The sequence below is a fragment of the Pseudomonas sp. LBUM1656 genome (genome assembly GCF_059716065.1).
The window spans coordinates 349,619-372,273 of the sequence record NZ_CP166800.1 but is presented as its reverse complement, the minus strand read 5'-3'; the positions used below and the strand labels follow the sequence as shown (position 1 = coordinate 372,273).

The following is a 22,655-nucleotide window of genomic DNA, read 5'->3' as shown; positions in this document are numbered from 1 at the left end:
AGGCCTAACAACCGTCGGGCCTTACTCGCAATTATTGCTAAAAGTTACTCCAAAGCCTTCCAGATATCCGTGGCGTACTCGCGAATGGTCCGGTCGGACGAGAACCAGCCCATCCGGGAAGTGTTCAACACCGCCGAACGCCACCAGGCTTGCGAATCGTGCCAATGGGCTTCCACGCGCATCTGCGCGTCCCAGTAGGAATCGAAATCGGCGCAGACCAGGAAGCGATCGTAGTCGATCAGCGAATCGATCAGGCCTGCGTAACGGGACGGATCATCCGGCGAGAACACGCCGCCGCGGATCGCTTGCAGCACGTCGTTAAGCCGATGGGATGCAGCAATGTCCGGCGTCGCATTGAACTCGTGGTTCTGTTTGCGCGCTTCAACCTGCTGGGCGCTGAGGCCGAAGATGAACATGTGCTCGGCGCCGATGAACTCGCACATTTCGACGTTGGCGCCATCGAGGGTGCCGATGGTCAGCGCGCCGTTAAGGCCGAACTTCATGTTGCTGGTGCCCGAGGCCTCGAAGCCTGCGGTGGAAATCTGCTCGGACAAATCCGCCGCCGGAATGATGCTCTCCGCCAGGCTGACGTTGTAGTTGGGCAGGAACACCACTTTGAGCAGACCGCGCACCGTCGGGTCGTTGTTCACCACCCGGGCGATGTCGTTGGTCAACTTGATGATCAGCTTGGCCTGGTGATAACTGGCTGCTGCCTTGCCGGCGAAGATCTTCACCCGCGGCACCCAATCGATTTCCGGCTCGGCACGAATCGCCTGGTACAGCGCCACGGTGTGCATCAGGTTGAGCAACTGACGTTTGTATTCGTGGATCCGCTTGACCTGCACGTCGAACATCGCCGCCGGGTTGACCGCGATCCCCAGTCGTTCATGAATCAGGTACGCCAGGGCTTTCTTGCTGTGCAGGCGCTGCTCGGCGAAAGCTTTGCGGAATGCAGCTTTCTCGGCGAACGGCTCCAGATCCTTCAGTCGTGCTTCAGGGTTGTCCAACAGGTCCGGGCCAAGCGCATCGACCATCATCGACGTCAGCTCGGGGTTGGCCTGGTAGAGCCAGCGGCGGAAGGTGATGCCGTTGGTCTTGTTGTTGATCCGTTCCGGATAGAGCTTGTGCAGTTCCGAGAACACGGTTTTGCGCATCAGCTGCGTGTGCAGCGCGGACACGCCGTTGACGCTGTGGGAACCGAGGAACGCCAGGTTGCCCATGCGCACGCGGCGGCCGTTGTCTTCTTCGATCAGCGACACCGCACGCAACACGTCGAAGTCGTGAATGCCTTTGGCGCGCAACGAGTCGATGTGCTGGGCGTTGATCTGATAAATGATCTGCATGTGTCGCGGCAGCATCCGCTCCATCAAACCGACCGGCCAGGTTTCCAGCGCTTCCGGCAACAGCGTGTGGTTGGTGTACGAGAGCGTATCGACGGTGACCTGCCACGCCGCATCCCACGCCACGTCGTAGACATCGACGAGCTGACGCATCAGTTCGGCCACGGCAATCGAAGGGTGCGTGTCGTTGAGCTGGATCGCCGCATGGTCCCCCAAGGTCAGGACCGAGGTGTGCATGTTGCGATGGCGGCGCAGCAAATCCTGCAAGGACGCAGCGACAAAGAAGTATTCCTGGCGCAGGCGCAGTTCCTGGCCGGCTTCGGTGCTGTCTGCCGGGTAAAGTACGCGAGAGATACTTTCGGCCCGGGCGACTTCGGCCACAGCGCCCAAGTGGTCACCGGCGTTGAAGCGTTCCAGGTGCAAATCTTCCATGGCGCGGGCACGCCACAGGCGCAGCGTATTGACGCTCGCCCCGCGCCAGCCGACCACTGGCGTGTCGTAAGCAATGGCTCGCACGGTTTCCGCCGGGGACCAGACTTGCTTGGACTTGCCGTTTTCATCGGTCACGGTTTCGACACTGCCGCCGAAGCCGATCGGGTACACGACTTCAGGCCGTTCGAACTCCCACGGGTTGCCGAAATCCAGCCAGTGTTCGGTCTGCTCCTGCTGCCAGCCATCGACGATGGCCTGGCGGAACAAGCCGTGTTCATAACGAATGCCGTAGCCGTGGCCGGCGATGCCGAGGGTCGACATGCTTTCCATGAAGCACGCCGCCAGACGACCGAGGCCGCCGTTGCCCAACGCCGCGTCGGGCTCCAGCAGGCGGATGCGCTCAATATCGACGCCGAGTTCGGTCATGGCTTCGCGGGCGACGTCGAGCAGGCCGAGGTTGCTCAGGCTGTCGTAGAGCAGCCGGCCGATGAGAAATTCCAGGGAGAGGTAATAAACCCGTTTCTGACCTTTGCGGTAAATCTGCCGGGTGTGGTCCATCCAGTGCTCGACCATGTGATCGCGCGCTGCCAGGGCAATGGCTTCGAACCAGTCATGGTCGAAGGCGTGATCCGGGTCTTTGCCCACCGCGTAGGTGAGTTTGGTCAAGACGGCATCGCGAAATGCGGCCACCTCTGCTTCGCGAACAAGTGGTTCTTGAGTCATCGATAGGACCTCGAGCGAGCGTGGAGTTGTTGAGCCTAGACGGTCTGACAGGCCGCGGGGACTCTGGTTCGGCAGTTTTTCCTGATAGTGCGAGATAGGCCGGCATTACATTGTCATGTACCTGAATGAATGCAGGGGCCGTGCCGGATTAACGGTGTTATTTGGGCGAAGGATAAAAAATCTGGCGAAAGGTTGTTCAAAAATCCACCAGTCCCGGTATGATCGCGCGCCCTGATGCACACGCTGGTAACAACCGATGATGAAGTCCAACCTGATCGCTGCCGCAGAGATCGATCGCCTCGATACCTGGGCCAAATATTCTGCGCCGATGTGCGGCTCGTGTGTATCCAGCTGCTGCACCCTGCCGGTCGAAGTCAAGATCAAGGATCTGATCCGTATCGGCATCGTCGACGAATTCGAGCGCGGCGAGCCAGCGAAGAACATCGCCAAGCGCCTGCAGAAGGAAGGGATCGTCGAGCGCTACAGTCAGAAAACCGAGATCTTCACCCTCCAGCGTATGAGCAACAACGATTGCCTGTACCTGGATCGTAAGAGCCGTCTGTGCACTATTTATGAAAAGCGCCCGGACACCTGCCGCAATCACCCGAAAATCGGGCCACGGCCGGGGTATTGCGCGTATAAGCCCAAAGAAGTGGCGCGTGAGACCAGCGAAAGCCGCCGCACCCTCGAAAAATTCTAAAACCGCCTCGATCGCCGTAGCAGCTGTCGAGCCCCAGCGAGGCTGCGTTCGGCTGCGCAGCAGTCGTAAACCCAGTGAATGCGGTACACCTGAATCACCGAGGCGGATGGTTTAACGACTGCTGCGCAGCCGAACGCAGCCTCGCTGGGGCTCGACAGCTGCTACGGGGCGAACGAGTTGCTCCAGCCAGACAAACAAAAACGCCCCCGACCTTGCGGTCGGGGGCGTTTTTTTAAACGTTAACTAAGTCGAAACTCAGTTGCCGCTTTTCTTGGCAGCGCGGGTACGCTCGCTTTCGCCCAGGATCTTCTTGCGAAGACGGATGGACTTAGGAGTGACTTCGCACAATTCGTCTTCTTGAACGAATTCCAGAGCCTGCTCCAGGGTGAAGCGGATAGGCGGAACCAGAGCGATGGTTTCGTCTTTACCCGAAGCACGCATGTTGTCGAGCTTCTTGCCTTTGGTTGGGTTGACGCCCAGGTCGTTGTCGCGGCTGTTGATGCCGACGATTTGACCTTCGTACACGTCTTCACCGTGACCCAGGAACAGTTTGCCGCGAGCTTGCAGGGTTTCCAGCGAGTAAGTCAGCGCCTTACCGGTAGCCACCGAAACCAGCACGCCGTTCTGACGGCCGGACATGTCGCCGGACTTCATCACGTCGTAACGGTCGAAGATCGAGGTCAGGATGCCTGCACCGGAGGTCAGGGTCAGGAACTCGTTACGGAAACCGATCAAGCCACGAGCCGGGATGTTGTACTCAAGGCGCACACGGCCCTTGCCATCCGGAACCATGTTGGTCAGGTCGCCTTTACGGATACCGATCTGTTCCATGATCGAACCTTGCGATTCTTCCGGCAGGTCGATGGTCACGTTTTCGTACGGTTCGTGCTTCACGCCGTCAACCATGCGGATGATCACTTCCGGACGACCAACACCCATTTCGAAGCCTTCGCGACGCATGGTTTCGATCAGTACCGAGAGGTGCAGCTCACCACGGCCGGAGACTTTGAACTTGTCGGCGGTGTCGCCTTCTTCAACGCGCAGGGCAACGTTGTAGAGCAGTTCTTTGTCCAGACGTTCCTTGATGTTACGGGACGTCACGAACTTGCCTTCTTTACCGCAGAAAGGCGAGTCGTTTACCTGGAAGGTCATGGAAACGGTTGGTTCGTCAACGGTCAGCGGCTTCATCGCTTCGACGTTCAGTGGGTCGCACAGAGTGTCGGAGATGAACAGCTGGTCGAAGCCGCTGATGCAGACGATGTCGCCGGCAGCTGCTTCTTCAACGTCGATACGGTGCAGACCGTGGTGACCCATCAGCTTCAGGATACGACCGGTACGCTTCTTGCCGTCGGCGTCGATAGCGACAACCGGAGTGTTCGGCTTGATGCGACCACGAGCGATACGGCCAACGCCGATAACACCCAGGAAGCTGTTGTAGTCCAGAGCGGAGATCTGCATCTGGAACGGACCTTCACGGTCGACTTTCGGCGCAGGTACGTTGTCGACGATCGACTGGTACAGCGGGGTCATGTCTTCAGCCATGTCGGTGTGTTCCAGACCGGCGATGCCGTTCAGGGCCGAGGCGTAGACGACTTTGAAGTCCAGCTGTTCTTCGGTAGCACCGAGGTTGTCGAACAGGTCGAAAATCTGGTCCAGAACCCAGTCCGGACGCGCGCCTGGACGGTCAACCTTGTTGATGACCACGATTGGACGCAGGCCGGCTTCGAAAGCCTTCTTGGTCACGAAACGGGTTTGCGGCATAGGGCCGTCTTGAGCGTCAACCAGCAGCAGAACGGAGTCAACCATCGACATTACGCGTTCAACTTCGCCGCCGAAGTCGGCGTGGCCCGGGGTGTCCACGATGTTGATGTGGAAGCCGTTCCAGTTGATGGCGGTGTTTTTCGCCAGAATGGTAATACCGCGCTCTTTCTCCTGGTCGTTGGAGTCCATCACGCGCTCGTCGTTGAGCTCGTTGCGCTCCAGGGTGCCGGATTGACGCAAGAGTTTGTCTACCAGGGTGGTTTTACCATGGTCAACGTGAGCAATGATGGCGATGTTGCGTAGATTTTCGATCACTTGTGTATCTCGATCAGAGGATTCGGTGTGCTGACAGGTCGTGGCAGCGATTAACAGTAGAGTCAGGCCTTGCCGTTACAGCTTGACGGCAGAGTCGGGGGGCCGGTGACGCAGGCCACAGGCATACAGCCCCGGGCTCTTAGCTCGGTCGATAAACGCGCACATTGGCATGCCCCTCACTGAGCAAATGGTGGGCATGCAGGCGACTCATCACGCCTTTGTCGCAATACAGCAGGTACTGGCGAGTAGGGTCCAGTTCCTTGAAACGAGCGTTCAATGCATAAAACGGCATCGTTTGTACCTCAATGCCATCGAGGCCCAGCGGGTCGTCTTCAGCGGCATCCGGATGACGGATGTCGATGACGATCTGACCAGCCAGCGCTTCGCTGACTTCTTCGATCTGCAAGTCCTGGCCCAATTCGTCGATCACGCGATCGATCGGCACCAGCTTGGCGTTCTCGAGCGCACGCTCAAGGACTGCCATGTCGAACTGTTGCTCTTCGTACTCCACGCGCGGACGCTTGGCGTGGGTCTTGGGGTTCACCGAGATGACCCCGCAGTATTCCGGCATGTGCTTGGCGAAGTCGGCAGTGCCGATTTCGTTGGCCAGGTCGATGATGTCCTGCTTGTGACTGGCGATCAGCGGACGCAAGACCAGCTTGTCGGTCACGCAGTCGATCACGGACAGGTTCGGCAGTGTCTGACTCGACACCTGGGAAATCGCCTCGCCGGTAACCAGCGCTTCGATGTCCAGCCGATCGGCAATACGGGAAGCAGCGCGCAACATCATACGCTTCAAAACTACGCCCATATGACTGTTATCGACTTTCCCGAGAATTTCTCCCAGTACTTCCTCGAATGGCACACTCACAAATAACACGCGTTGGGAGCTGCCGTACTTCTTCCAGATGAAGTGCGCGACTTCCATCACGCCCAGTTCATGGGCCCGTCCGCCCAGATTGAAGAAGCAGAAATGGCTCATCAGGCCGCGGCGCATGATCTGGTACGAGGCAACGGTCGAATCGAAGCCGCCGGACATCAGTACAAGCGTCTGTTCCAGGGCACCCAGCGGATATCCGCCGATGCTGTTGTGCTGGCTGTGGATCACGAACAACCGTTTGTCGCGAATTTCGATGCGGACTTCGATTTCCGGCTCTTTCAGCGAGATTCCGGCGGCGCCGCACTGACGACGCAGTTGGCTGCCGATGTATTTCTCGACGTCCATCGAACTGAATTCATGCTTGCCGGCCCGCTTGCAGCGCACCGAAAAGATCTTCCCGGCCAGCGCCTCGCCGAAGTGCTGCTTGCACTTGGCGACGATATCGTCGAAGTCGCCCAGCGGGTATTCGTCGACTTGCAGGAAATGCGCGATGCCCGGCATGCAGCTCAGGCGCTCGGTCATCTCCTTCAGGGCTTTGGGCTCGCTGACGCGGGTTTCCAGCTCGAGATTGTCCCACACACCGTTCACCACCACAGCCGGGTCCAGGTCGCGGAGCACGGTACGGATGTTTTTGGCCAACTGGCGGATGAAACGCATCCGTACCGGGCGGCTCTTGATGGTGATCTCGGGGAAGACTTTTACGATTAGTTTCATGAAAACAGCGCGCGCTGGGCCAGCCGAAAAAGGGGGGCGCGGATTATAGCGGAAATTGCTCAAGGTTTAACCAGTTAATGTGCAGAAGGTTTTGCACGCACCAAAACGGGTCATTTATTGATTTTAACGCTACATTGTAGGGCGAGATTTTCCGCTTACAGACGCTTTGTGCCTTTATAAGCGTGTTATTGGGGCAAAAAACCCATGGTGGGGCACTGGCATGCAATTTGCTCCCTTGTGAGGCAGGTTGCCTTGGCAGAGTATTCGCGCCGGCATCACCCACATTCTAAGGGCATCCACTACTAAGCCCGAAGCCACCCGGAGGACACTATGTCGAAGTCGGTTCAACTCATCAAAGATCATGACGTCAAGTGGATTGATCTGCGCTTCACGGACACCAAAGGCACTCAGCACCACGTGACCATGCCGGCTCGCGACGCGCTGGATGAAGCTTTCTTCGAAGAAGGCAAAATGTTCGACGGTTCCTCCATCGCTGGCTGGAAAGGCATCGAAGCTTCCGACATGATCCTGCTGCCGGACGACAGCACTGCCGTTCTCGACCCGTTCACCGAAGACCCAACGCTGATCATCGTGTGCGACGTCATCGAGCCGTCGACCATGCAAGGCTACGATCGCGACCCACGTGCGATCGCCAAGCGTGCCGAGGAATACCTGAAGTCGACCGGTATCGGCGATACCGTATTCGTTGGCCCGGAGCCTGAGTTCTTCATCTTCGACCAAGTGAAGTTCAAGTCCGACATCTCCGGCTCGATGTTCAAAATCTTCTCCGAACAGGGTTCCTGGATGTCCGACCAGGACATCGAAGGCGGCAACCATGGCCACCGTCCAGGTATCAAAGGCGGTTACTTCCCGGTTCCACCGTTCGACCACGACCACGAAATCCGTACCTCCATGTGCAACGCCATGGAAGAAATGGGCCTGGTCATCGAAGTTCACCACCACGAAGTGGCAACTGCTGGCCAGAACGAAATCGGTGTGAAGTTCAACACCCTGGTCGCCAAGGCTGACGAAGTTCAGACCCTGAAGTACTGCGTGCACAACGTAGCTGTTGCTTACGGCCGCACCGCGACCTTCATGCCTAAGCCTCTGTACGGCGATAACGGTTCGGGTATGCACGTTCACTTGTCCATCGCCAAAGATGGCAAGAACACCTTCGCTGGCGAAGGTTATGCCGGCCTGTCCGACACCGCCCTGTACTTCATCGGCGGCATCATCAAGCACGGTAAGGCCCTGAACGGCTTCACCAACCCGTCGACCAACTCTTATAAGCGTCTGGTCCCAGGTTTCGAAGCTCCGGTCATGCTGGCCTACTCGGCTCGCAACCGTTCCGCTTCGATCCGTATTCCTTACGTGTCCAGCCCTCGCGCTCGCCGTATCGAAGCCCGCTTCCCGGATCCGGCAGCCAACCCGTACCTGGCCTTCGCTGCCCTGGTAATGGCCGGCCTGGACGGTATCCAGAACAAGATCCACCCTGGCGACGCAGCTGACAAAAACCTGTACGACCTGCCGCCTGAAGAGGCGAAAGAGATCCCACAAGTTTGCGGCAGCCTGAAAGAAGCCCTGGAAGAGCTGGACAAAGGTCGTGCGTTCCTGACCAAAGGCGGCGTGTTCTCCGATGACTTCATCGACGCTTACATCGCCCTGAAAAGCGAAGAAGAAATCAAGGTACGCACCTTCGTACACCCACTGGAATATGAGCTGTACTACAGCTGCTGATCCGGTAGCGCCTGCGAAAGCGGCGTGACAAAAAAAGAGGCCTCCTTCGGGAGGTCTTTTTTATGCCCGCAATTTTATGACTGATAAAAATCCCCTGTGGGAGCGGGCTTGCTCGCGAATGCGGCGTGTCAGCCAACATCATTGCTGAATGACACACCGCATTCGCGAGCAAGCCCGCTCCCACAAGGGATTTTGTGGTGGGGATCTCGGTAAATCATGCCCGGATGTTTATGAATTGGGTCAATCACCACCCCCTGACCTATGCTGCACCCCAACGCTTTCGTTTCTGGTCGATTTTATGGGTCGTGGTTTTCTTTTGATGTTGCTGCTGATCGCCCTGCCCGCCGCAGCGCAGATCTATAAGTACACCGACGCCTCCGGCAACACCGCCTACAGCAATCAACCGCCTGATGGCGTCAAGGCGCTACCGGTCGAGTTGCCGCCGCTTAACAGCGTAGAGCGGCAGCCCCCTCCTGCCCCGCCTGCCGAAGCCACCAACAACGAACAGCCTCGCAGCGCCTACGAGGTGCTGGAGTTGACCGGTCTGCCCACCGACGAAGCCCTGCGCGCCAACAATGGCACGTTCACGGTCAGCGTCATGATCAAACCGCGCCTTCAGGCACCGCACCTGTTCAGATTACTGCTGGATGATCAACCCTACGGGCAGTCGAGCAACGTGCCGATCCTGCAACTGGTGAACATTGACCGTGGCGAACACAGCCTGGCGGTGCAGGTGATCGACGGCGAGAACATCGTCCAGCAAAGCCCGACGGTGACGCTCACCGTGCAGCGGGTGCACAAGCCATGAGGGCGTGGCTGCTGATTGCCTGCCTGATCGCGCTGCCGGTATCAGCCGAGGTCTTCACCTACGTCGACGCTCAGGGCAATCGGGTCTACACCGACCAGCCAGGCTCAGGCAACGCCAAGCGTGTGCCACTGGCGACGAGCAATCGCATGTCCGCCAACCCGACTGGCGCGAGCCCCGTGGTTGCCGCCAAAAAGAATGAAGAACTGCTGCTGTTCCACTACGACATGCTCCGCGTACTGGTCCCGGAACCGGACGCTACGGTCCGTAGCAATGCCGGCGAGCTGATCGTCAGCGTTACCAACGAACCCGGCCTGCAACGGGGTCATCGCTACCGATTGCTGCTCGACGGCCAACCCACCGCCGAGCCCGGTCTCAGCCCGGTTTTTGCCCTGAGCAACATCGACCGCGGTAGCCACAACCTGTCCGTGGAAATCCTCGACGAACAAGGCCGCACCGTCGAACGCACCGCCAATCAACCCTTCCACATGCTGCGCATTTCCCTCGCACAGAAACGCCAGGTCAAGCCCTGCACCCTCACCGACTACGGCCAAAGGCCGGAATGTCCGCTCAAAGACAAACCTGAAGAAGAAAAAAATCCGTTCCTGCGTTTCTTTTAACCTCGTTCAGGTTTGCGCACTATATTGGTGCAATTGGTTGCACCGTTCCCACATCTCATCCCATTTTGGTTCGAAAGTACCCGCGAAAGCTGGCAGAACGCCACGCAAATGAGCTTCAAACGCCCGTTTCAGGCCTTAAACGCTTCTTTTCGGAGCCTTGGTTTGGTTTTTGCATTTTCCTGGTATCGGCGCGTTATTCACGCGCATGCCCTGCTCCAAAAGAGGTCCTGATGACCATTAGCGACGCACTGCACCGCTTGCTACTCGACAATCTGACCACCGCCACCATTCTGCTCGACGCCGAACTGCGCCTCGAGTACATGAACCCGGCGGCGGAGATGCTCCTGGCCATCAGCGGTCAGCGCAGCCATGGGCAGTTCATCAGTGAGTTGTTCACCGAATCCACCGAGGCGCTGAATTCCCTGCGTCAGGCGGTTGAGCAGGCGCACCCGTTCACCAAGCGCGAAGCGATGCTCACCGCCCTCACCGGCCAGACACTGACCGTCGACTACGCGGTGACACCGATCCTGGCCAACGGCGCCACGATGCTGCTGCTGGAAGTCCACCCCCGTGACCGTTTGCTGCGGATCACCAAGGAAGAGGCGCAGCTGTCGAAGCAGGAAACCAGCAAAATGCTGGTGCGCGGCCTCGCTCACGAGATCAAGAATCCACTGGGCGGGATTCGCGGCGCCGCACAACTGCTCGCCCGTGAATTGCCGGAAGAAAGCCTGCGCGATTACACCAACGTCATCATTGAAGAAGCCGACCGCCTGCGAAACCTCGTGGACCGCATGCTCGGCTCCAACAAATTGCCGTCACTGGCCATGTGCAACATTCACGAAGTACTGGAACGCGTCTGCCATCTGGTGGAAGCCGAAAGCCAGGGCTGCATCACTTTGGTGCGCGACTACGACCCAAGCATTCCTGACGTTTTGATCGATCGCGAACAAATGATTCAGGCGGTGCTGAACATCGTGCGCAATGCGATGCAGGCCATCAGCAGCCAGAACGAGCTGCGTCTGGGCCGTATCAGCTTGCGCACCCGTGCCATGCGCCAGTTCACCATCGGTCACGTGCGTCATCGCCTGGTGACCAAGATCGAAATCATCGACAACGGTCCCGGCATTCCCGCGGACCTGCAAGAAACCATCTTCTTTCCCATGGTCAGCGGCCGCCCGGACGGTACCGGGCTGGGCCTGGCCATTACCCAGAACATCATCAGCCAGCACCAGGGCCTGATCGAATGTGACAGCCACCCAGGCCACACCACTTTCTCGATCTTCCTGCCCCTGGAACAAGGAGCCACATCGACATGAGCCGTAGTGAAACCGTGTGGATCGTCGATGACGACCGTTCTATCCGTTGGGTCCTGGAAAAAGCCTTGCAGCAGGAAGGCATGACCACGCAAAGCTTCGACAGCGCCGATGGCGTGATGAGCCGCCTGGCGCGCCAGCAGCCGGACGTGATCATCTCCGACATCCGCATGCCGGGTGCCAGTGGCCTGGACCTTCTGGCGCGGATTCGCGAGCAACACCCACGGTTGCCAGTGATCATCATGACTGCGCACTCCGATCTGGACAGCGCTGTCGCGTCCTATCAGGGCGGCGCGTTTGAGTACCTGCCAAAACCGTTCGACGTCGACGAAGCCGTATCGCTGGTCAAGCGCGCCAACCAGCACGCTCAGGAGCAGCAAGGCCTGGAAGTACCGGTCGCCTTGACCCGCACCCCGGAAATCATCGGCGAAGCGCCGGCGATGCAGGAAGTGTTTCGCGCCATCGGGCGCTTGAGCCACTCCAACATCACCGTGCTGATCAATGGCGAGTCCGGTACCGGCAAAGAACTGGTGGCCCACGCCCTGCACCGTCACAGTCCGCGGGCAGCGTCGCCATTCATTGCTCTGAACATGGCGGCGATTCCGAAAGACCTGATGGAATCCGAGCTGTTCGGCCATGAGAAAGGCGCATTCACCGGCGCGGCCAACCTGCGTCGCGGGCGCTTTGAGCAGGCGGACGGCGGCACGCTGTTCCTCGACGAAATCGGCGACATGCCAGCAGACACCCAGACTCGCTTGCTGCGCGTACTGGCCGATGGCGAGTTCTACCGCGTCGGCGGTCATACGCCGGTGAAGGTTGATGTGCGCATCATCGCTGCGACCCACCAGAATCTGGAAACCCTGGTGCATGCCGGGAAATTCCGTGAGGACTTGTTCCACCGCCTCAACGTAATCCGCATCCACATTCCACGCCTGTCGGACCGTCGCGAAGACATCCCGACCCTGGCCAAGCACTTCCTCAGCCGTGCCGCGCAGGAACTGGCGGTGGAGCCGAAGCTGCTGAAAAGCGAAACCGAGGAATACCTGAAGAACCTGCCGTGGGGCGGCAACGTCCGTCAGCTGGAGAACACCTGCCGCTGGATCACGGTGATGGCTTCGGGACGTGAAGTGCACATCAGCGACCTGCCGCCAGAGCTGTTGAGCCTGCCGCAGGATTCGGCGCCAGTGACCAATTGGGAGCAAGCGCTGCGTCAGTGGGCTGACCAGGCGTTGGCGCGCGGTCAATCGAGTCTGCTCGACAGCGCCGTGCCGGCGTTCGAGCGGATCATGATCGAAACCGCCCTGAAACACACCGCCGGACGTCGTCGCGATGCCGCCGTTTTGCTGGGCTGGGGGCGTAATACCCTGACGCGCAAGATCAAGGAATTGGGGATGAAGGTTGATGGTGGGGATGATGATGAGGGGGAAGAGGGTTAACCCTTTAACCGATCATTCCCACGCTCTGCGTGGGAATGCAGCCCAGGACGCTCCGCGTCTCTGCCAAAGCGGACGCAGAGCGTCCATTGAGGCATTCCCACGCAGAGCGTGGGAACGATCATCGCTCCTCCGTGCACCGCCGCAATGCACCGTGAACCGCAATCGCGCACGGCAACAGATCCGAAACCCCGCCTGCGTTCGCAATCGAACCCCTATTGAAAAAACACGAAAGCCCCGAATACCGGGGCTTTCAGCTTTCCAAAGCGGCTTTCGGTTTCAACTTGTTAAAACCTGGCACGCCCCCTGCAACAGTCCATTCAGTGATTCAGTTCACCACCCGGTTTCGGGGACCTTGGTACAGGCAGGCCGGGGATTCCCCTCTTTACATCGGGCTCAACGCACCGCGACGAGCCCCCAGTTTTGGGGCCCTTGATACAGGCAGGTCAGGGGTTCCTTCTTTACACCGGGCTCGACGCCATGCGCGAGCCCTGCCGTTTTGGGAACCTTGGTACAGGCAGGCCGGGGATTCCCTCTTTTATTGCTCCCGGAGATGGATCTCCAGCCGCCAGCGGTCATCGACCTCGCTACCGGTCCACTCTCCCTGCAGCGGTCGGGCCGCCACCACCGTCAACAACAACCCCCCATCACTCAAGCGCGTCCGCCAGTTCGCGACCTTGTCGTTGAGCTTGAGCTGACCTTTCTGCGCCTTGCCTTGCGCCTCGAACAAGAGCGCGAGGCTGCCGTCGACGAACTCGCCGTGGGACTTGGGTTCGTTGTTGAACCACACCACCAGCCCATCGTCCGTCACTTCGACTTGTTGCAATTCGCTGGGGTCAGGCGTGGTCAGGCGACCGATCATCAGCCCCACCATCAGTCCGACAATCGCCAGCGAACCCATCACCCGCGGTAATAGTTTCGAACGTGGATCGACGGGCGGCGTAGAATGCCGCTCATCTTTACCTTCGGAGCCGTGCATGTTTCACGTCATCCTTTTCCAACCAGAAATTCCGCCGAATACCGGCAACGTTATCAGGCTGTGCGCCAACAGTGGCTGCCACCTGCATTTGATCGAACCGCTGGGCTTCGAGATGGACGACAAGCGCCTGCGCCGGGCCGGACTCGACTACCACGAGTATGCCACCCTGCAACGCCACGCGGACCTCGCCAGTTGCCTGGAAAGCCTTGGCCATCCTCGGTTGTTCGCCTTCACCACCAAAGGCTCGCGACCGTTCCACGATGCCAGTTTTGCCGAAGGCGACGCGTTCCTGTTCGGCCCGGAAAGCCGTGGCTTGCCGGCCGAGGTGCTCGATGCACTGCCCGGCGAACAACGCCTGCGCTTGCCGATGCGTGAAGGCTGCCGCAGCCTGAACCTGTCGAACACTGTGGCGGTCGCCGTCTACGAAGGCTGGCGCCAGCTCGGTTTCAAGTAATCCCTCCACTGATCGTTCCCACGCTCTGCGTGGGAATGCAGCCCGTGACGCTCCGCGTCACTGGACGCGGAGCGTCCCTAGAGGCATTCCCACGCAGAGCGTGGGAACGATCAGCCAAGAAAAAAGCGCCTGTTACGGCGCTTTTTTCGTTACTGCATCGGACCGTTACTGAACGGTTGGAGTCTCGCCAGCCGCCTGCATGCGTTGCAGTTCTTGAGCGTACAGCGCGTCGAAGTTCACCGGAGCCAGCATCAGGGCCGGGAACGAACCGCGGGTCACCAGGCTGTCCAGGGTTTCGCGAGCGTACGGGAACAGGATGTTCGGGCAGAACGCGCCGAGGGTGTGGCTCATCGACGCGTCGTCCAGGTTCTTGATCAGGAAGATCCCGGCCTGTTGCACTTCAGCGATGAACGCCACTTCGTCACCGTTTTTCACGGTCACGGACAAGGTCAGCACGACTTCGTGGAAGTCGCCTTCCAGGGCCTTTTGACGGGTATTCAGATCCAGACCGACGCTCGGCTCCCACTGCTGGCGGAAGATCGCCGGGCTTTTCGGGGCTTCAAAGGACAAGTCACGTACGTAGATGCGCTGCAAGGAGAATTGCGGTGCGGTGTCTTCTTCGCTAGCTGCAGTGTTCTGTTGGTCAGTCATCTCAGATCCTTTCTGATCTTGGGGTCTTATAGGGAAGGCGTTCAGGCCTTGAGCATGGCGTCGAGCTTGCCGGCGCGCTCAAGGGCAAACAAATCATCACAGCCACCAATGTGGCGCTCGCCGATCCAGATCTGCGGCACGGACGTACGTCCAGCCTTCTGGGCCATCGCGGCGCGCACTTGCGGCTTGCCATCGACCTTGATCTCTTCGAAGGCCACGCCTTTGTTCTCGAGCAGGTACTTGGCTCGCGAACAGTAGGGGCAGTAATCGCTGGAATAGACGACGACGTTGCTCATATCACTTCACCAGCGGCAGGTTGTCGCCTTTCCAGCTGGAAATACCGCCGGACAGCTTGGCGGCGGTGAAGCCGGATTTCATCAGTTCGCGGGCATGGGTGCCGGCGGTCTGGCCCATGGCGTCGACCAGGATGATGGTCTTGGCCTTGTGCTTTTCCAGTTCGGCAATGCGAGCGGTCAGTTTGTCGTGAGGAATATTCAACGCGCCAACAATGTGGCCGGCGGCGAAATCCTTGACCGGACGAATGTCGATCACAACGCCCGCGTCCTTGTTGACCAGCCCGGTCAGTTCACCGGTGCTCAGGCTGCGGCCGCCGCCTTGCATCTGATAAGCGATCAGCAACGCCAGCAGTACGACGAAGATACCGACGAGCAGATAGTGGTTAGTGGCGAATTGAATCAGGTTAGCAACCATCGAAGGAGGTTCCAGGGCGTTAAAATGTCGACCAGTATACACAGCCACTATGGTGGGCCAAACCCCGTCCGGCGGTGACGCGGTCGGAACTTCGCTTTAAACTGCCACTCCCTTTTCCATTGCCCTCTTTTAACTCAGCCACGAGTGGAATCCATGACTACCACGCCTAAACCTTTGGTCCTGATTATTCTCGACGGCTTCGGTCACAGTGAGAGCCCTGAATCCAACGCCGTGTTTGCGGCGAAGAAGCCCGTGCTGGACCGCTTGTGGGCCACCGTGCCGAACGGCCTGATCTCGGGCAGCGGCATGGACGTCGGCCTGCCGGACGGCCAGATGGGCAACTCCGAAGTCGGCCACATGAACCTGGGCGCCGGTCGCGTGGTGTATCAAGACTTCACACGCGTGACCAAATCGATCCGCGACGGCGAATTTTTCGAGAACCCGACCATTTGCGCCGCTGTGGATAAAGCCATTGCTGCCGGCAAAGCCGTGCACTTCATGGGCCTGCTGTCCGATGGCGGCGTTCACAGTCACCAGGATCACCTGGTTGCCATGGCCGAACTGGCTTACAAGCGCGGCGCCGAAAAAATCTACCTGCACGCCTTCCTTGATGGCCGCGACACGCCGCCGAAAAGCGCCCAGTCGTCCATCGAACTGCTCGACGCGGCCTTCCAGGCCCTCGGCAAAGGCCGGATCGCCAGTATTGTCGGCCGCTACTTCGCCATGGACCGCGACAACCGGTGGGACCGCGTGTCCCAGGCCTACAACCTGATCGTCGACGGCAACGGCGAATTCAACGCCGCCACCGCACAGGAAGGTCTGCAAGCCGCTTACGAACGTGGCGAGAGCGACGAATTCGTCAAAGCCACCAGTATCGGTGAGCCGGTGAAAGTCGAAGACGGCGATGCCGTAGTGTTCATGAACTTCCGCGCCGACCGCGCCCGGGAACTGACCCGCGTGTTCGTCGAAGACGGTTTCAAGGAGTTCGAACGTGCGCGCCAGCCGAAACTGGCCGGGTTCGTGATGCTGACCCAATACGCTGCCAGCATTCCTGCGCCATCGGCCTTCGCCGCCGGCAGCCTGGACAACGTGCTGGGCGATTACCTGGCGAAAAACGGCAAGACGCAGCTGCGCATCGCTGAAACCGAGAAATACGCCCACGTGACCTTCTTTTTCTCCGGCGGTCGCGAAGAACCGTTCCCGGGCGAAGAACGCATCCTGATCCCGTCGCCGAAAGTCGCCACTTATGACTTGCAGCCCGAGATGAGCGCCCCGGAAGTCACCGACCGCATCGTCGACGCCATCGAAAACCAGCGTTACGACGTGATCGTGGTCAATTACGCCAACGGCGACATGGTCGGCCACAGCGGCGTATTTGATGCGGCGGTGAAAGCCGTTGAATGCCTGGACCTGTGCGTTGGCCGCATCGTTGATGCGCTGGACAAGGTGGGTGGCGAAGCGCTGATCACGGCCGACCACGGTAACGTCGAGCAGATGTCCGATGAATCCACTGGCCAGGCTCATACCGCTCACACCACCGAGCCGGTGCCGTTCATTTATGTCGGCAAGCGTGATTACAAGGTGCGTGATGGCGGCGTGCTGGCGGATGTGGCGCCAACGATGTTGATGCTGCTGGGGATGGAAAAGCCGTCTGAAATGACCGGTACTTCGATTCTGGTGTAACCGGTCCTTAAAACACCACCAAACCCTGTGGGAGCTAGCCTGCTAGCGAATGCGGAGTGTCAGCCAACATCAATGTTGCCTGACCCATCGCATTCGCTAGCAGGCTAGCTCCCACATTGGTTTTCAGTGTTTTGCAGCCCGGTTATCACACAACCCCAATTGGGCGTTTTTTTTGCGGCGCTTGGCGGGCATACTAGGCCGTCCCTTTCCCTGGTGTCGCCCGCCTTTATGCTTCGCGTCCTGATAGCCCTTGCTCTGACTTGCCTGCTCCAACCGGCCTTTGCTGACGAGCGCGCGCAAACCCAACAACAGTTGGACGCCACGCGTCAGGACATTGCCGAGCTGAAAAAGCTGCTGGGCAAGCTCCAGGAAGAAAAATCCGGCGTGCAGAAGGACCTCAAGGGCACCGAGACCGAGATGGGCAAGCTCGAGAAGCAGGTCGATGCCCTGCAAAAAGAGCTGAAGAAAAGCGAATCCGAGCTGCAGCGACTCGATGGTGAGAAAAAAAAACTCCAGAGCGCGCGCACTGAACAGCAACGACTGATCGCCATCCAGGCCCGTGCGGCCTATCAGAACGGCCGCCAGGAGTACTTGAAGCTGCTGCTGAACCAGCAGAATCCGGAAAAATTCGCCCGCACCCTCACCTATTACGACTACCTGAGCCAGGCCCGCCTGGAGCAGCTGAAGAATTTCAACGAAACCTTGCGCCAACTGGCCAATGTCGAAAAAGACATCGGCTTGCAGCAGGCGCAATTGCTGGTGCAGAAAAGCAGTCTCGACAGCCAGCGCGACGAACTCGACAAGGTTCGCAAGGAGCGCCAGCAAGTCCTGGCCAAGCTGAGCGACGATGTGAAGGCGCGCGATCAGAAGCTGGCCGCCCGCGAGCAGGATCAGGCAGACCTGTCTAAAGTCCTTAAAACCATTGAAGAAACCCTGGCCCGCCAGGCTCGAGAGGCTGAAGAAGCGCGCCAAAAAGCGCTCATCGCCCAGCAGGAAGCCGAAAAAAAGCGTTTACGTGAGGCTCAGGAACTGGCCGATGCCACGACTGATGCCCCACGTAAACCCGTTAAATCGACACCCGGCGTACTGGTTTCAAGTTCAGGCGAAACCTTCGGCGGCGCTTTTGCTTCAACTCGCGGCAAACTTCCATGGCCCGTTGATGGTCGACTGCTTGCGCGCTTCGGTGAATCCCGTGGCGACGACGCCCGTACCAAGTGGGACGGCGTGATGATCAGTGCCTCCGCCGGCAGCCAGGTGCACGCCGTGCATGGCGGTCGCGTGGTGTTCGCCGACTGGCTGCGTGGCGCCGGGCTGCTGGTGATTCTCGACCACGGCAACGGCTTTTTGAGTCTTTATGGTCACAACCAGACGCTGCTCAAGTCTGCGGGTGACGTAGTAAAAGCCGGTGAGTCCATCTCCACTGTCGGTAACAGTGGCGGGCAGGACACGCCAGCGCTGTATTTCGCTATTCGTCAGCAGGGTCACCCGAGTGATCCGGCGCAATGGTGTCGTGCGCAAGGATAAGCACAACATCTTCTTCAGGAGTTCGTTCGACATGCTGCATTTGTCCCGCCTTACCTCGCTGGCCCTGACGATCGCCCTGGTGATCGGCGCGCCTTTGGCGTTTGCCGCTCAACCGGCCCCGGCTGTCGCGCCTGCGGGCACTGCCGCGACCACCAAGGCGCCGTTGCCCCTGGAAGAGTTGCGCACCTTTGCCGAGGTCATGGATCGGATCAAGGCAGCCTATGTCGAGCCGGTGGACGACAAGACCCTGCTGGAAAATGCCATCAAGGGCATGCTCAGCAACCTCGACCCGCACTCCGCCTACCTGGGCCCGGAAGACTTCGCTGAGTTGCAGGAAAGCACCAGCGGCGAATTTGGCGGCCTGGGCATCGAAGTCGGCGCCGAAGACGGTTTCATCAAAGTGGTTTCGCCCATCGATGACACCCCGGCCTCCAAGGCTGGCATTCAGGCGGGCGATTTCATCGTCAAGATCAACGGCCAGCCGACTCGCGGCCAAAGCATGACCGAAGCCGTGGACAAAATGCGCGGCAAGATCGGCCAGAAAATCACCCTGACCCTGGTGCGCGACGGCGGTACACCGTTCGACGTGACCCTGTCCCGCGCGATCATTCAAGTGAAGAGCGTCAAGGCGCAGCTGCTTGAGTCGGGCTACGGCTACATCCGCATCACCCAGTTCCAGGTCAAGACCGGCGAGGAAGTCTCCAAGGCCTTGGCCAAGCTGCGCAAGGACAACGGCAAGAAGCTCAACGGCATCATTCTCGACCTGCGCAACAACCCGGGCGGCGTGCTGCAATCGGCGGTGGAAGTGGTCGACCACTTCATCACCAAAGGCCTGATCGTTTACACCAAGGGCCGCATCGCCAACTCCGAACTGCGCTTCTCCGCCACCGGCAAAGACGAAAGCGAAGCCGTGCCAATGGTTGCCCTGATCAACGGCGGCAGCGCCTCGGCCTCGGAAATTGTCGCCGGCGCCTTGCAGGATCAGAAACGCGCAGTGGTCATGGGCACCACCAGTTTTGGTAAAGGCTCGGTGCAAACCGTGTTGCCGCTGAACAATGACCGCGCATTGAAGATCACCACGGCGCTGTACTACACGCCGAACGGCCGCTCGATCCAGGCCCAGGGCATCGTCCCGGACATCGAAGTGCGCAAGGCCAAGATCACCAGCGAGCAGGACGGCGAGTACTTCAAGGAAGCCGACCTCCAAGGTCACTTGGGCAATGGCAACGGCGGCGCCGACAAACCGACCGGTTCCAGCGGCAAAGCCAAGGCAATGCCACAGGATGACGATTACCAACTGGCCCAGGCGCTGAGCCTGCTCAAAGGGCTGAGCATCACCTCCGGTCGCTGAGGTGCGCCTGCGGTATTTGATCGGTCTGCTGTGCTGTCTGGCGGGTGTTGCTCATGCAGCGCCCGCCCCTCAAAAGGCCTACATCACGCTGATCATCGATGACCTGGGGCAAAACCTGCCCCGGGATCGTCGCGTGCTGGCCCTGCCCGGTCCGGTCACTGCGGCGATCATGCCCGACACGCCCCACGCCACCGAATTCGCCCGCGAAGCCCATCGCGCCGGCAAGATCGTCATCCTGCACATGCCCATGGACCCGGCCACCGGCCCGTTCGCCTGGCATCCCGATTTGCCCATCGACGAACTTGAGAAACGCCTGAACGCGGCGTTCAAGGTCGTGCCCTATACCGCCGGCATCAACAACCATATGGGCAGCCGCATGACCGCCCAACGACCGGCCATGGCCTGGTTAATGGTGGACTTGCAGCGCCGGCACAAGCTCTTTGTCGACAGCCGCACCAGCGCGCAGACGGTTGCGGCGGCCGAGGCGCAGAAGATCGGGTTGGCGAGCGTTTCGCGGGATGTGTTTCTGGATGATGAGCGCACTGAAGCGGCGATTCTCACTCAGCTGCAGACGGCGATCAGTTTGGCGCGTCAGCAGGGTTCGGCGGTGATGACCGGGCATCCGTATTCGCAGACATTGGCGGTGCTGGAGCGGGAGTTGCCCAAGCTCAAGGCTCAAGGTATCGAGTGGATCGACATCAAACAGATGATCAGCGTGCGCAGCAATCGCGCGACGGCTGCTCACGGGAAGGACGGCATGTACCGCTAATCGCCAAGCACCACAATCTCAATATGGGAGCGGGCTTGCTCGCGAAGGGGCCAGGTCAGGCAACATAAAAGTCGACTGACACACCGCTTTCGCGAGCAAGCCCGCTCCCACATTGAATTGTGCATGGCACAGATTCGGCGTTTGAATTCAAAGATACCGCGCCATGATGTCGTCCACCACGCCTTCCTTGCGCAGTTGATCCAGCGCGGCCTGAAGCTTGACCACCACTTCGTCCGGTACATCTTTGTTCAAGGCCAGATAAAGCTCGGCGCTGTTGAAGCGCAGTACTGTCTTGAGGCCGTTAACGCCCTCCTGCCGCGCCAGATACCGCCCGGCCGGATCGCCCGTCGCCCACAAATCAATCTGACCATTCACCAACTTCTTCGCGTTGTCCTGATCGCGCAGCACCACTATCGGCTTCAACCCCTGCTTGGCCAGCGTCTCGGCAATCGCATCACCCTTGTACGCACCAATCTTGTATTTGCGCGCCTGCTCCAGCGACTCAAGGCTGATCTTGCTGTCAGCCTTGGCCAGCATGATCCAGTCATCCGGGCCAATCGGGCCGACCCACTTGAAGAGTTTCTCGCGGTCCGGCAAACGCGCCATCACAAATACGCCGTAACCAGGTTTCTCGAGGGCGAGTTTGTAGATTCGCTCCCAAGGGAAGCGCAGCGTCAGGCTGTAGGTGACGTCGGCACGTTTGAACATTTCGCGGACAATGTCCACGGCAATGCCGTTGATGTTCTCGTCTTGAGCGAAGTTCTTGCCGTTCTTCGCCATGTTGTACGGCGGGAAGTTTTCCGTCAGCAACACCAGGTCGGTGTCGGGACTTTCTTCAGCGTGGACTCCATTGATGAGCAACAGAGAAGCGCTGGCGAGGACAAGAAGAAGACGTTTGATCATGTCGGGCTACCGAAATCCATGGCGTGCCCAAGAGTGCCTTGAGCCCGCCATGCTGTCCACTGGCCTGCATGGATTTGTTTATCGCATTACGATCCCGCGATGCGCCATATAGGCCTTGGCTTCCTGCACGGTGTATTCGCCGAAGTGGAAAATACTCGCCGCCAATACAGCGCTGGCGTGGCCTTCGATGATGCCATCGGCCAAATGCTGCAGATTGCCGACACCGCCGGACGCAATCACCGGGATACCCAGCGCATCGCTGATGGCGCGGGTGACGCCCAGGTCGAAGCCGTTTTTCATGCCGTCCTGATCCATGCTGGTCAGCAGGATTTCACCGGCACCGAGGCCTTCCATCTTCTTCGCCCACTCAACGGCGTCGAGGCCGGTTGGCTTGCGGCCACCGTGAGTGAAGATTTCCCAGCGCGGGGTTTCGCCCGGGCCGGAGACTTTCTTGGCGTCGATCGCGACGACGATGCACTGCGAACCGAAATGCTGGGCAGCCTCGCCAACAAATTCCGGGTTGAACACGGCCGCGGTGTTGATCGAGACCTTGTCCGCGCCGGCATTCAAAAGGTTGCGAATGTCCTGCACGGTGCGCACGCCGCCGCCCACGGTCAGCGGGATAAACACCTGGCTGGCCATGCGCTCGACGGTATGCAGCGTGGTGTCGCGGCCGTCGACGCTGGCGGTGATGTCGAGAAAGGTAATCTCGTCGGCGCCTTGCTCGTCGTAGCGACGGGCGATTTCCACCGGGTCGCCAGCATCACGAATGTTCTCGAACTTCACACCTTTGACGACCCGGCCGTTGTCCACGTCCAGGCAAGGGATGATGCGTTTGGCCAGCGCCATGGTCAGTC

Annotated in this window: 20 protein-coding genes and 1 pseudogene; 12 read left to right on the top strand and 9 right to left on the bottom strand. The window is 59.3% G+C overall.

Annotation, left to right across the window (positions count from 1 at the left end):
• Positions 1-44: 44 nt before the first annotated feature.
• Complete coding sequence (locus ACA072_RS01735) at positions 45-2,495, bottom strand: glycogen/starch/alpha-glucan phosphorylase (RefSeq protein WP_497622713.1); 2,451 nt, start codon at positions 2,493-2,495, stop codon at positions 45-47.
• A 259-nt stretch (positions 2,496-2,754) separates the two neighbouring features.
• On the opposite strand from ACA072_RS01735, the gene ACA072_RS01730 reads away from it, so the two are divergent.
• Positions 2,755-3,195 (top strand): YkgJ family cysteine cluster protein, encoded by a 441-nt coding sequence (locus tag ACA072_RS01730; RefSeq protein WP_131061316.1) that lies wholly within the window; start codon positions 2,755-2,757, stop codon positions 3,193-3,195.
• Positions 3,196-3,450: 255 nt separating this feature from the next.
• Here ACA072_RS01730 and typA read toward each other — a convergent pair whose 3' ends face one another.
• Entirely contained in the window at positions 3,451-5,271 is a 1,821-nt protein-coding gene (gene typA, locus ACA072_RS01725) for a translational GTPase TypA (RefSeq protein WP_497622712.1), read from the bottom strand.
• A gap of 139 nt (positions 5,272-5,410) precedes the next feature.
• Entirely contained in the window at positions 5,411-6,865 is a 1,455-nt protein-coding gene (gene thiI / locus ACA072_RS01720; RefSeq protein ID WP_497622710.1) for a tRNA uracil 4-sulfurtransferase ThiI, read from the bottom strand.
• A 330-nt stretch (positions 6,866-7,195) separates the two neighbouring features.
• Between thiI and glnA the strand changes: the two genes are divergently transcribed.
• The 6 genes and pseudogenes from glnA (at position 7,196) to ntrC (ending at position 12,776) form a co-directional block, all read left to right on the top strand.
• Positions 7,196-8,602 (top strand): glutamate--ammonia ligase, encoded by a 1,407-nt coding sequence (gene glnA, locus ACA072_RS01715; protein ID WP_131061256.1) that lies wholly within the window; start codon positions 7,196-7,198, stop codon positions 8,600-8,602.
• A gap of 96 nt (positions 8,603-8,698) precedes the next feature.
• A pseudogene (locus ACA072_RS01710) lies at positions 8,699-8,788 on the top strand (metal ABC transporter ATP-binding protein); the annotation flags it as partial.
• A 112-nt stretch (positions 8,789-8,900) separates the two neighbouring features.
• Entirely contained in the window at positions 8,901-9,410 is a 510-nt protein-coding gene (locus ACA072_RS01705) for a DUF4124 domain-containing protein (RefSeq protein ID WP_497622708.1), read from the top strand.
• On the top strand, positions 9,407-10,027 hold the full coding sequence (locus ACA072_RS01700; RefSeq protein WP_497622706.1) for a DUF4124 domain-containing protein: 621 nt from the start codon (positions 9,407-9,409) through the stop codon (positions 10,025-10,027). The genes ACA072_RS01705 and ACA072_RS01700 overlap by 4 nt, the downstream gene beginning before the upstream one ends.
• 230 nt (positions 10,028-10,257) lie before the next feature.
• The gene (gene glnL / locus ACA072_RS01695) at positions 10,258-11,343 is read left to right on the top strand and encodes a nitrogen regulation protein NR(II) (protein ID WP_109627482.1); all 1,086 of its coding nucleotides are present in this window, start codon (positions 10,258-10,260) and stop codon (positions 11,341-11,343) included.
• Positions 11,340-12,776 (top strand): nitrogen regulation protein NR(I), encoded by a 1,437-nt coding sequence (ntrC, locus tag ACA072_RS01690; protein WP_010464563.1) that lies wholly within the window; start codon positions 11,340-11,342, stop codon positions 12,774-12,776. Before glnL ends, ntrC begins: the two co-directional genes overlap by 4 nt.
• A gap of 535 nt (positions 12,777-13,311) precedes the next feature.
• On the opposite strand, the gene ACA072_RS01685 is transcribed toward ntrC, so the two are convergent.
• Positions 13,312-13,752 carry a hypothetical protein gene (locus tag ACA072_RS01685; RefSeq protein ID WP_497622703.1) on the bottom strand — a complete coding sequence of 147 codons (441 nt, stop codon included), beginning with the start codon at positions 13,750-13,752 and terminating at the stop codon, positions 13,312-13,314.
• On the opposite strand from ACA072_RS01685, the gene ACA072_RS01680 reads away from it, so the two are divergent.
• Positions 13,751-14,206 carry a tRNA (cytidine(34)-2'-O)-methyltransferase gene (locus ACA072_RS01680; protein WP_007949025.1) on the top strand — a complete coding sequence of 152 codons (456 nt, stop codon included), beginning with the start codon at positions 13,751-13,753 and terminating at the stop codon, positions 14,204-14,206. The two genes, ACA072_RS01685 and ACA072_RS01680, sit on opposite strands and share 2 nt — an antisense overlap.
• Before the next feature lie 165 nt (positions 14,207-14,371).
• Here the strand turns inward: ACA072_RS01680 and secB are convergent, their stop codons facing one another.
• From secB to ACA072_RS01665, 3 genes are read right to left on the bottom strand one after another with little or no spacing between them, the layout of a single operon-like run.
• On the bottom strand, positions 14,372-14,857 hold the full coding sequence (gene secB / locus ACA072_RS01675) for a protein-export chaperone SecB (RefSeq protein WP_131061261.1): 486 nt from the start codon (positions 14,855-14,857) through the stop codon (positions 14,372-14,374).
• 41 nt (positions 14,858-14,898) lie between these two features.
• Positions 14,899-15,153 carry a glutaredoxin 3 gene (grxC, locus tag ACA072_RS01670; protein WP_010464569.1) on the bottom strand — a complete coding sequence of 85 codons (255 nt, stop codon included), beginning with the start codon at positions 15,151-15,153 and terminating at the stop codon, positions 14,899-14,901.
• 1 nt (position 15,154) lies between these two features.
• Positions 15,155-15,568: a rhodanese-like domain-containing protein gene (locus tag ACA072_RS01665; RefSeq protein WP_438661557.1), complete on the bottom strand. Its 414-nt coding sequence runs from the start codon at positions 15,566-15,568 to the stop codon at positions 15,155-15,157.
• Positions 15,569-15,721: 153 nt separating this feature from the next.
• Here ACA072_RS01665 and gpmI point away from each other — a divergent pair, with 153 nt between their 5' ends.
• From gpmI to ACA072_RS01645, 4 genes are all read left to right on the top strand, one after another.
• Positions 15,722-17,251 carry a 2,3-bisphosphoglycerate-independent phosphoglycerate mutase gene (gpmI, locus tag ACA072_RS01660; RefSeq protein WP_497622700.1) on the top strand — a complete coding sequence of 510 codons (1,530 nt, stop codon included), beginning with the start codon at positions 15,722-15,724 and terminating at the stop codon, positions 17,249-17,251.
• Positions 17,252-17,479: 228 nt separating this feature from the next.
• Positions 17,480-18,775, top strand: a complete 1,296-nt coding sequence (locus ACA072_RS01655; RefSeq protein WP_497622698.1) for a murein hydrolase activator EnvC family protein — start codon at positions 17,480-17,482, stop codon at positions 18,773-18,775.
• Between the two features lie 31 nt (positions 18,776-18,806).
• Positions 18,807-20,126 (top strand): S41 family peptidase, encoded by a 1,320-nt coding sequence (locus tag ACA072_RS01650; protein ID WP_497622696.1) that lies wholly within the window; start codon positions 18,807-18,809, stop codon positions 20,124-20,126.
• Position 20,127: 1 nt separating this feature from the next.
• The gene (locus ACA072_RS01645) at positions 20,128-20,895 is read left to right on the top strand and encodes a divergent polysaccharide deacetylase family protein (RefSeq protein WP_497622694.1); all 768 of its coding nucleotides are present in this window, start codon (positions 20,128-20,130) and stop codon (positions 20,893-20,895) included.
• Positions 20,896-21,042: 147 nt separating this feature from the next.
• Here the strand turns inward: ACA072_RS01645 and ACA072_RS01640 are convergent, their stop codons facing one another.
• Both ACA072_RS01640 and hisF read right to left on the bottom strand, forming a co-directional pair.
• The gene (locus tag ACA072_RS01640; protein WP_497622693.1) at positions 21,043-21,798 is read right to left on the bottom strand and encodes a substrate-binding periplasmic protein; all 756 of its coding nucleotides are present in this window, start codon (positions 21,796-21,798) and stop codon (positions 21,043-21,045) included.
• A 78-nt stretch (positions 21,799-21,876) separates the two neighbouring features.
• Positions 21,877-22,647, bottom strand: coding sequence for an imidazole glycerol phosphate synthase subunit HisF (gene hisF / locus ACA072_RS01635; protein ID WP_007972752.1), 771 nt, complete (start codon positions 22,645-22,647; stop codon positions 21,877-21,879).
• Between the last annotated feature and the right edge of the window lie 8 nt (positions 22,648-22,655).

Coding starts and splice junctions, on each gene's coding strand:
- ACA072_RS01735 (WP_497622713.1), bottom strand. CDS start 2,495: ATGACTCAAGAACCACTTGTTCGCGAAGCAGAGGTGGCCGCATTTCGC.
- ACA072_RS01730 (WP_131061316.1), top strand. CDS start 2,755: ATGAAGTCCAACCTGATCGCTGCCGCAGAGATCGATCGCCTCGATACC.
- thiI (WP_497622710.1), bottom strand. CDS start 6,865: ATGAAACTAATCGTAAAAGTCTTCCCCGAGATCACCATCAAGAGCCGC.
- glnA (WP_131061256.1), top strand. CDS start 7,196: ATGTCGAAGTCGGTTCAACTCATCAAAGATCATGACGTCAAGTGGATT.
- ACA072_RS01705 (WP_497622708.1), top strand. CDS start 8,901: ATGGGTCGTGGTTTTCTTTTGATGTTGCTGCTGATCGCCCTGCCCGCC.
- ACA072_RS01700 (WP_497622706.1), top strand. CDS start 9,407: ATGAGGGCGTGGCTGCTGATTGCCTGCCTGATCGCGCTGCCGGTATCA.
- glnL (WP_109627482.1), top strand. CDS start 10,258: ATGACCATTAGCGACGCACTGCACCGCTTGCTACTCGACAATCTGACC.
- ntrC (WP_010464563.1), top strand. CDS start 11,340: ATGAGCCGTAGTGAAACCGTGTGGATCGTCGATGACGACCGTTCTATC.
- ACA072_RS01680 (WP_007949025.1), top strand. CDS start 13,751: ATGTTTCACGTCATCCTTTTCCAACCAGAAATTCCGCCGAATACCGGC.
- ACA072_RS01685 (WP_497622703.1), bottom strand. CDS start 13,752: ATGCACGGCTCCGAAGGTAAAGATGAGCGGCATTCTACGCCGCCCGTC.
- secB (WP_131061261.1), bottom strand. CDS start 14,857: ATGACTGACCAACAGAACACTGCAGCTAGCGAAGAAGACACCGCACCG.
- grxC (WP_010464569.1), bottom strand. CDS start 15,153: ATGAGCAACGTCGTCGTCTATTCCAGCGATTACTGCCCCTACTGTTCG.
- ACA072_RS01665 (WP_438661557.1), bottom strand. CDS start 15,568: ATGGTTGCTAACCTGATTCAATTCGCCACTAACCACTATCTGCTCGTC.
- gpmI (WP_497622700.1), top strand. CDS start 15,722: ATGACTACCACGCCTAAACCTTTGGTCCTGATTATTCTCGACGGCTTC.
- ACA072_RS01655 (WP_497622698.1), top strand. CDS start 17,480: ATGCTTCGCGTCCTGATAGCCCTTGCTCTGACTTGCCTGCTCCAACCG.
- ACA072_RS01650 (WP_497622696.1), top strand. CDS start 18,807: ATGCTGCATTTGTCCCGCCTTACCTCGCTGGCCCTGACGATCGCCCTG.
- ACA072_RS01640 (WP_497622693.1), bottom strand. CDS start 21,798: ATGATCAAACGTCTTCTTCTTGTCCTCGCCAGCGCTTCTCTGTTGCTC.
- hisF (WP_007972752.1), bottom strand. CDS start 22,647: ATGGCGCTGGCCAAACGCATCATCCCTTGCCTGGACGTGGACAACGGC.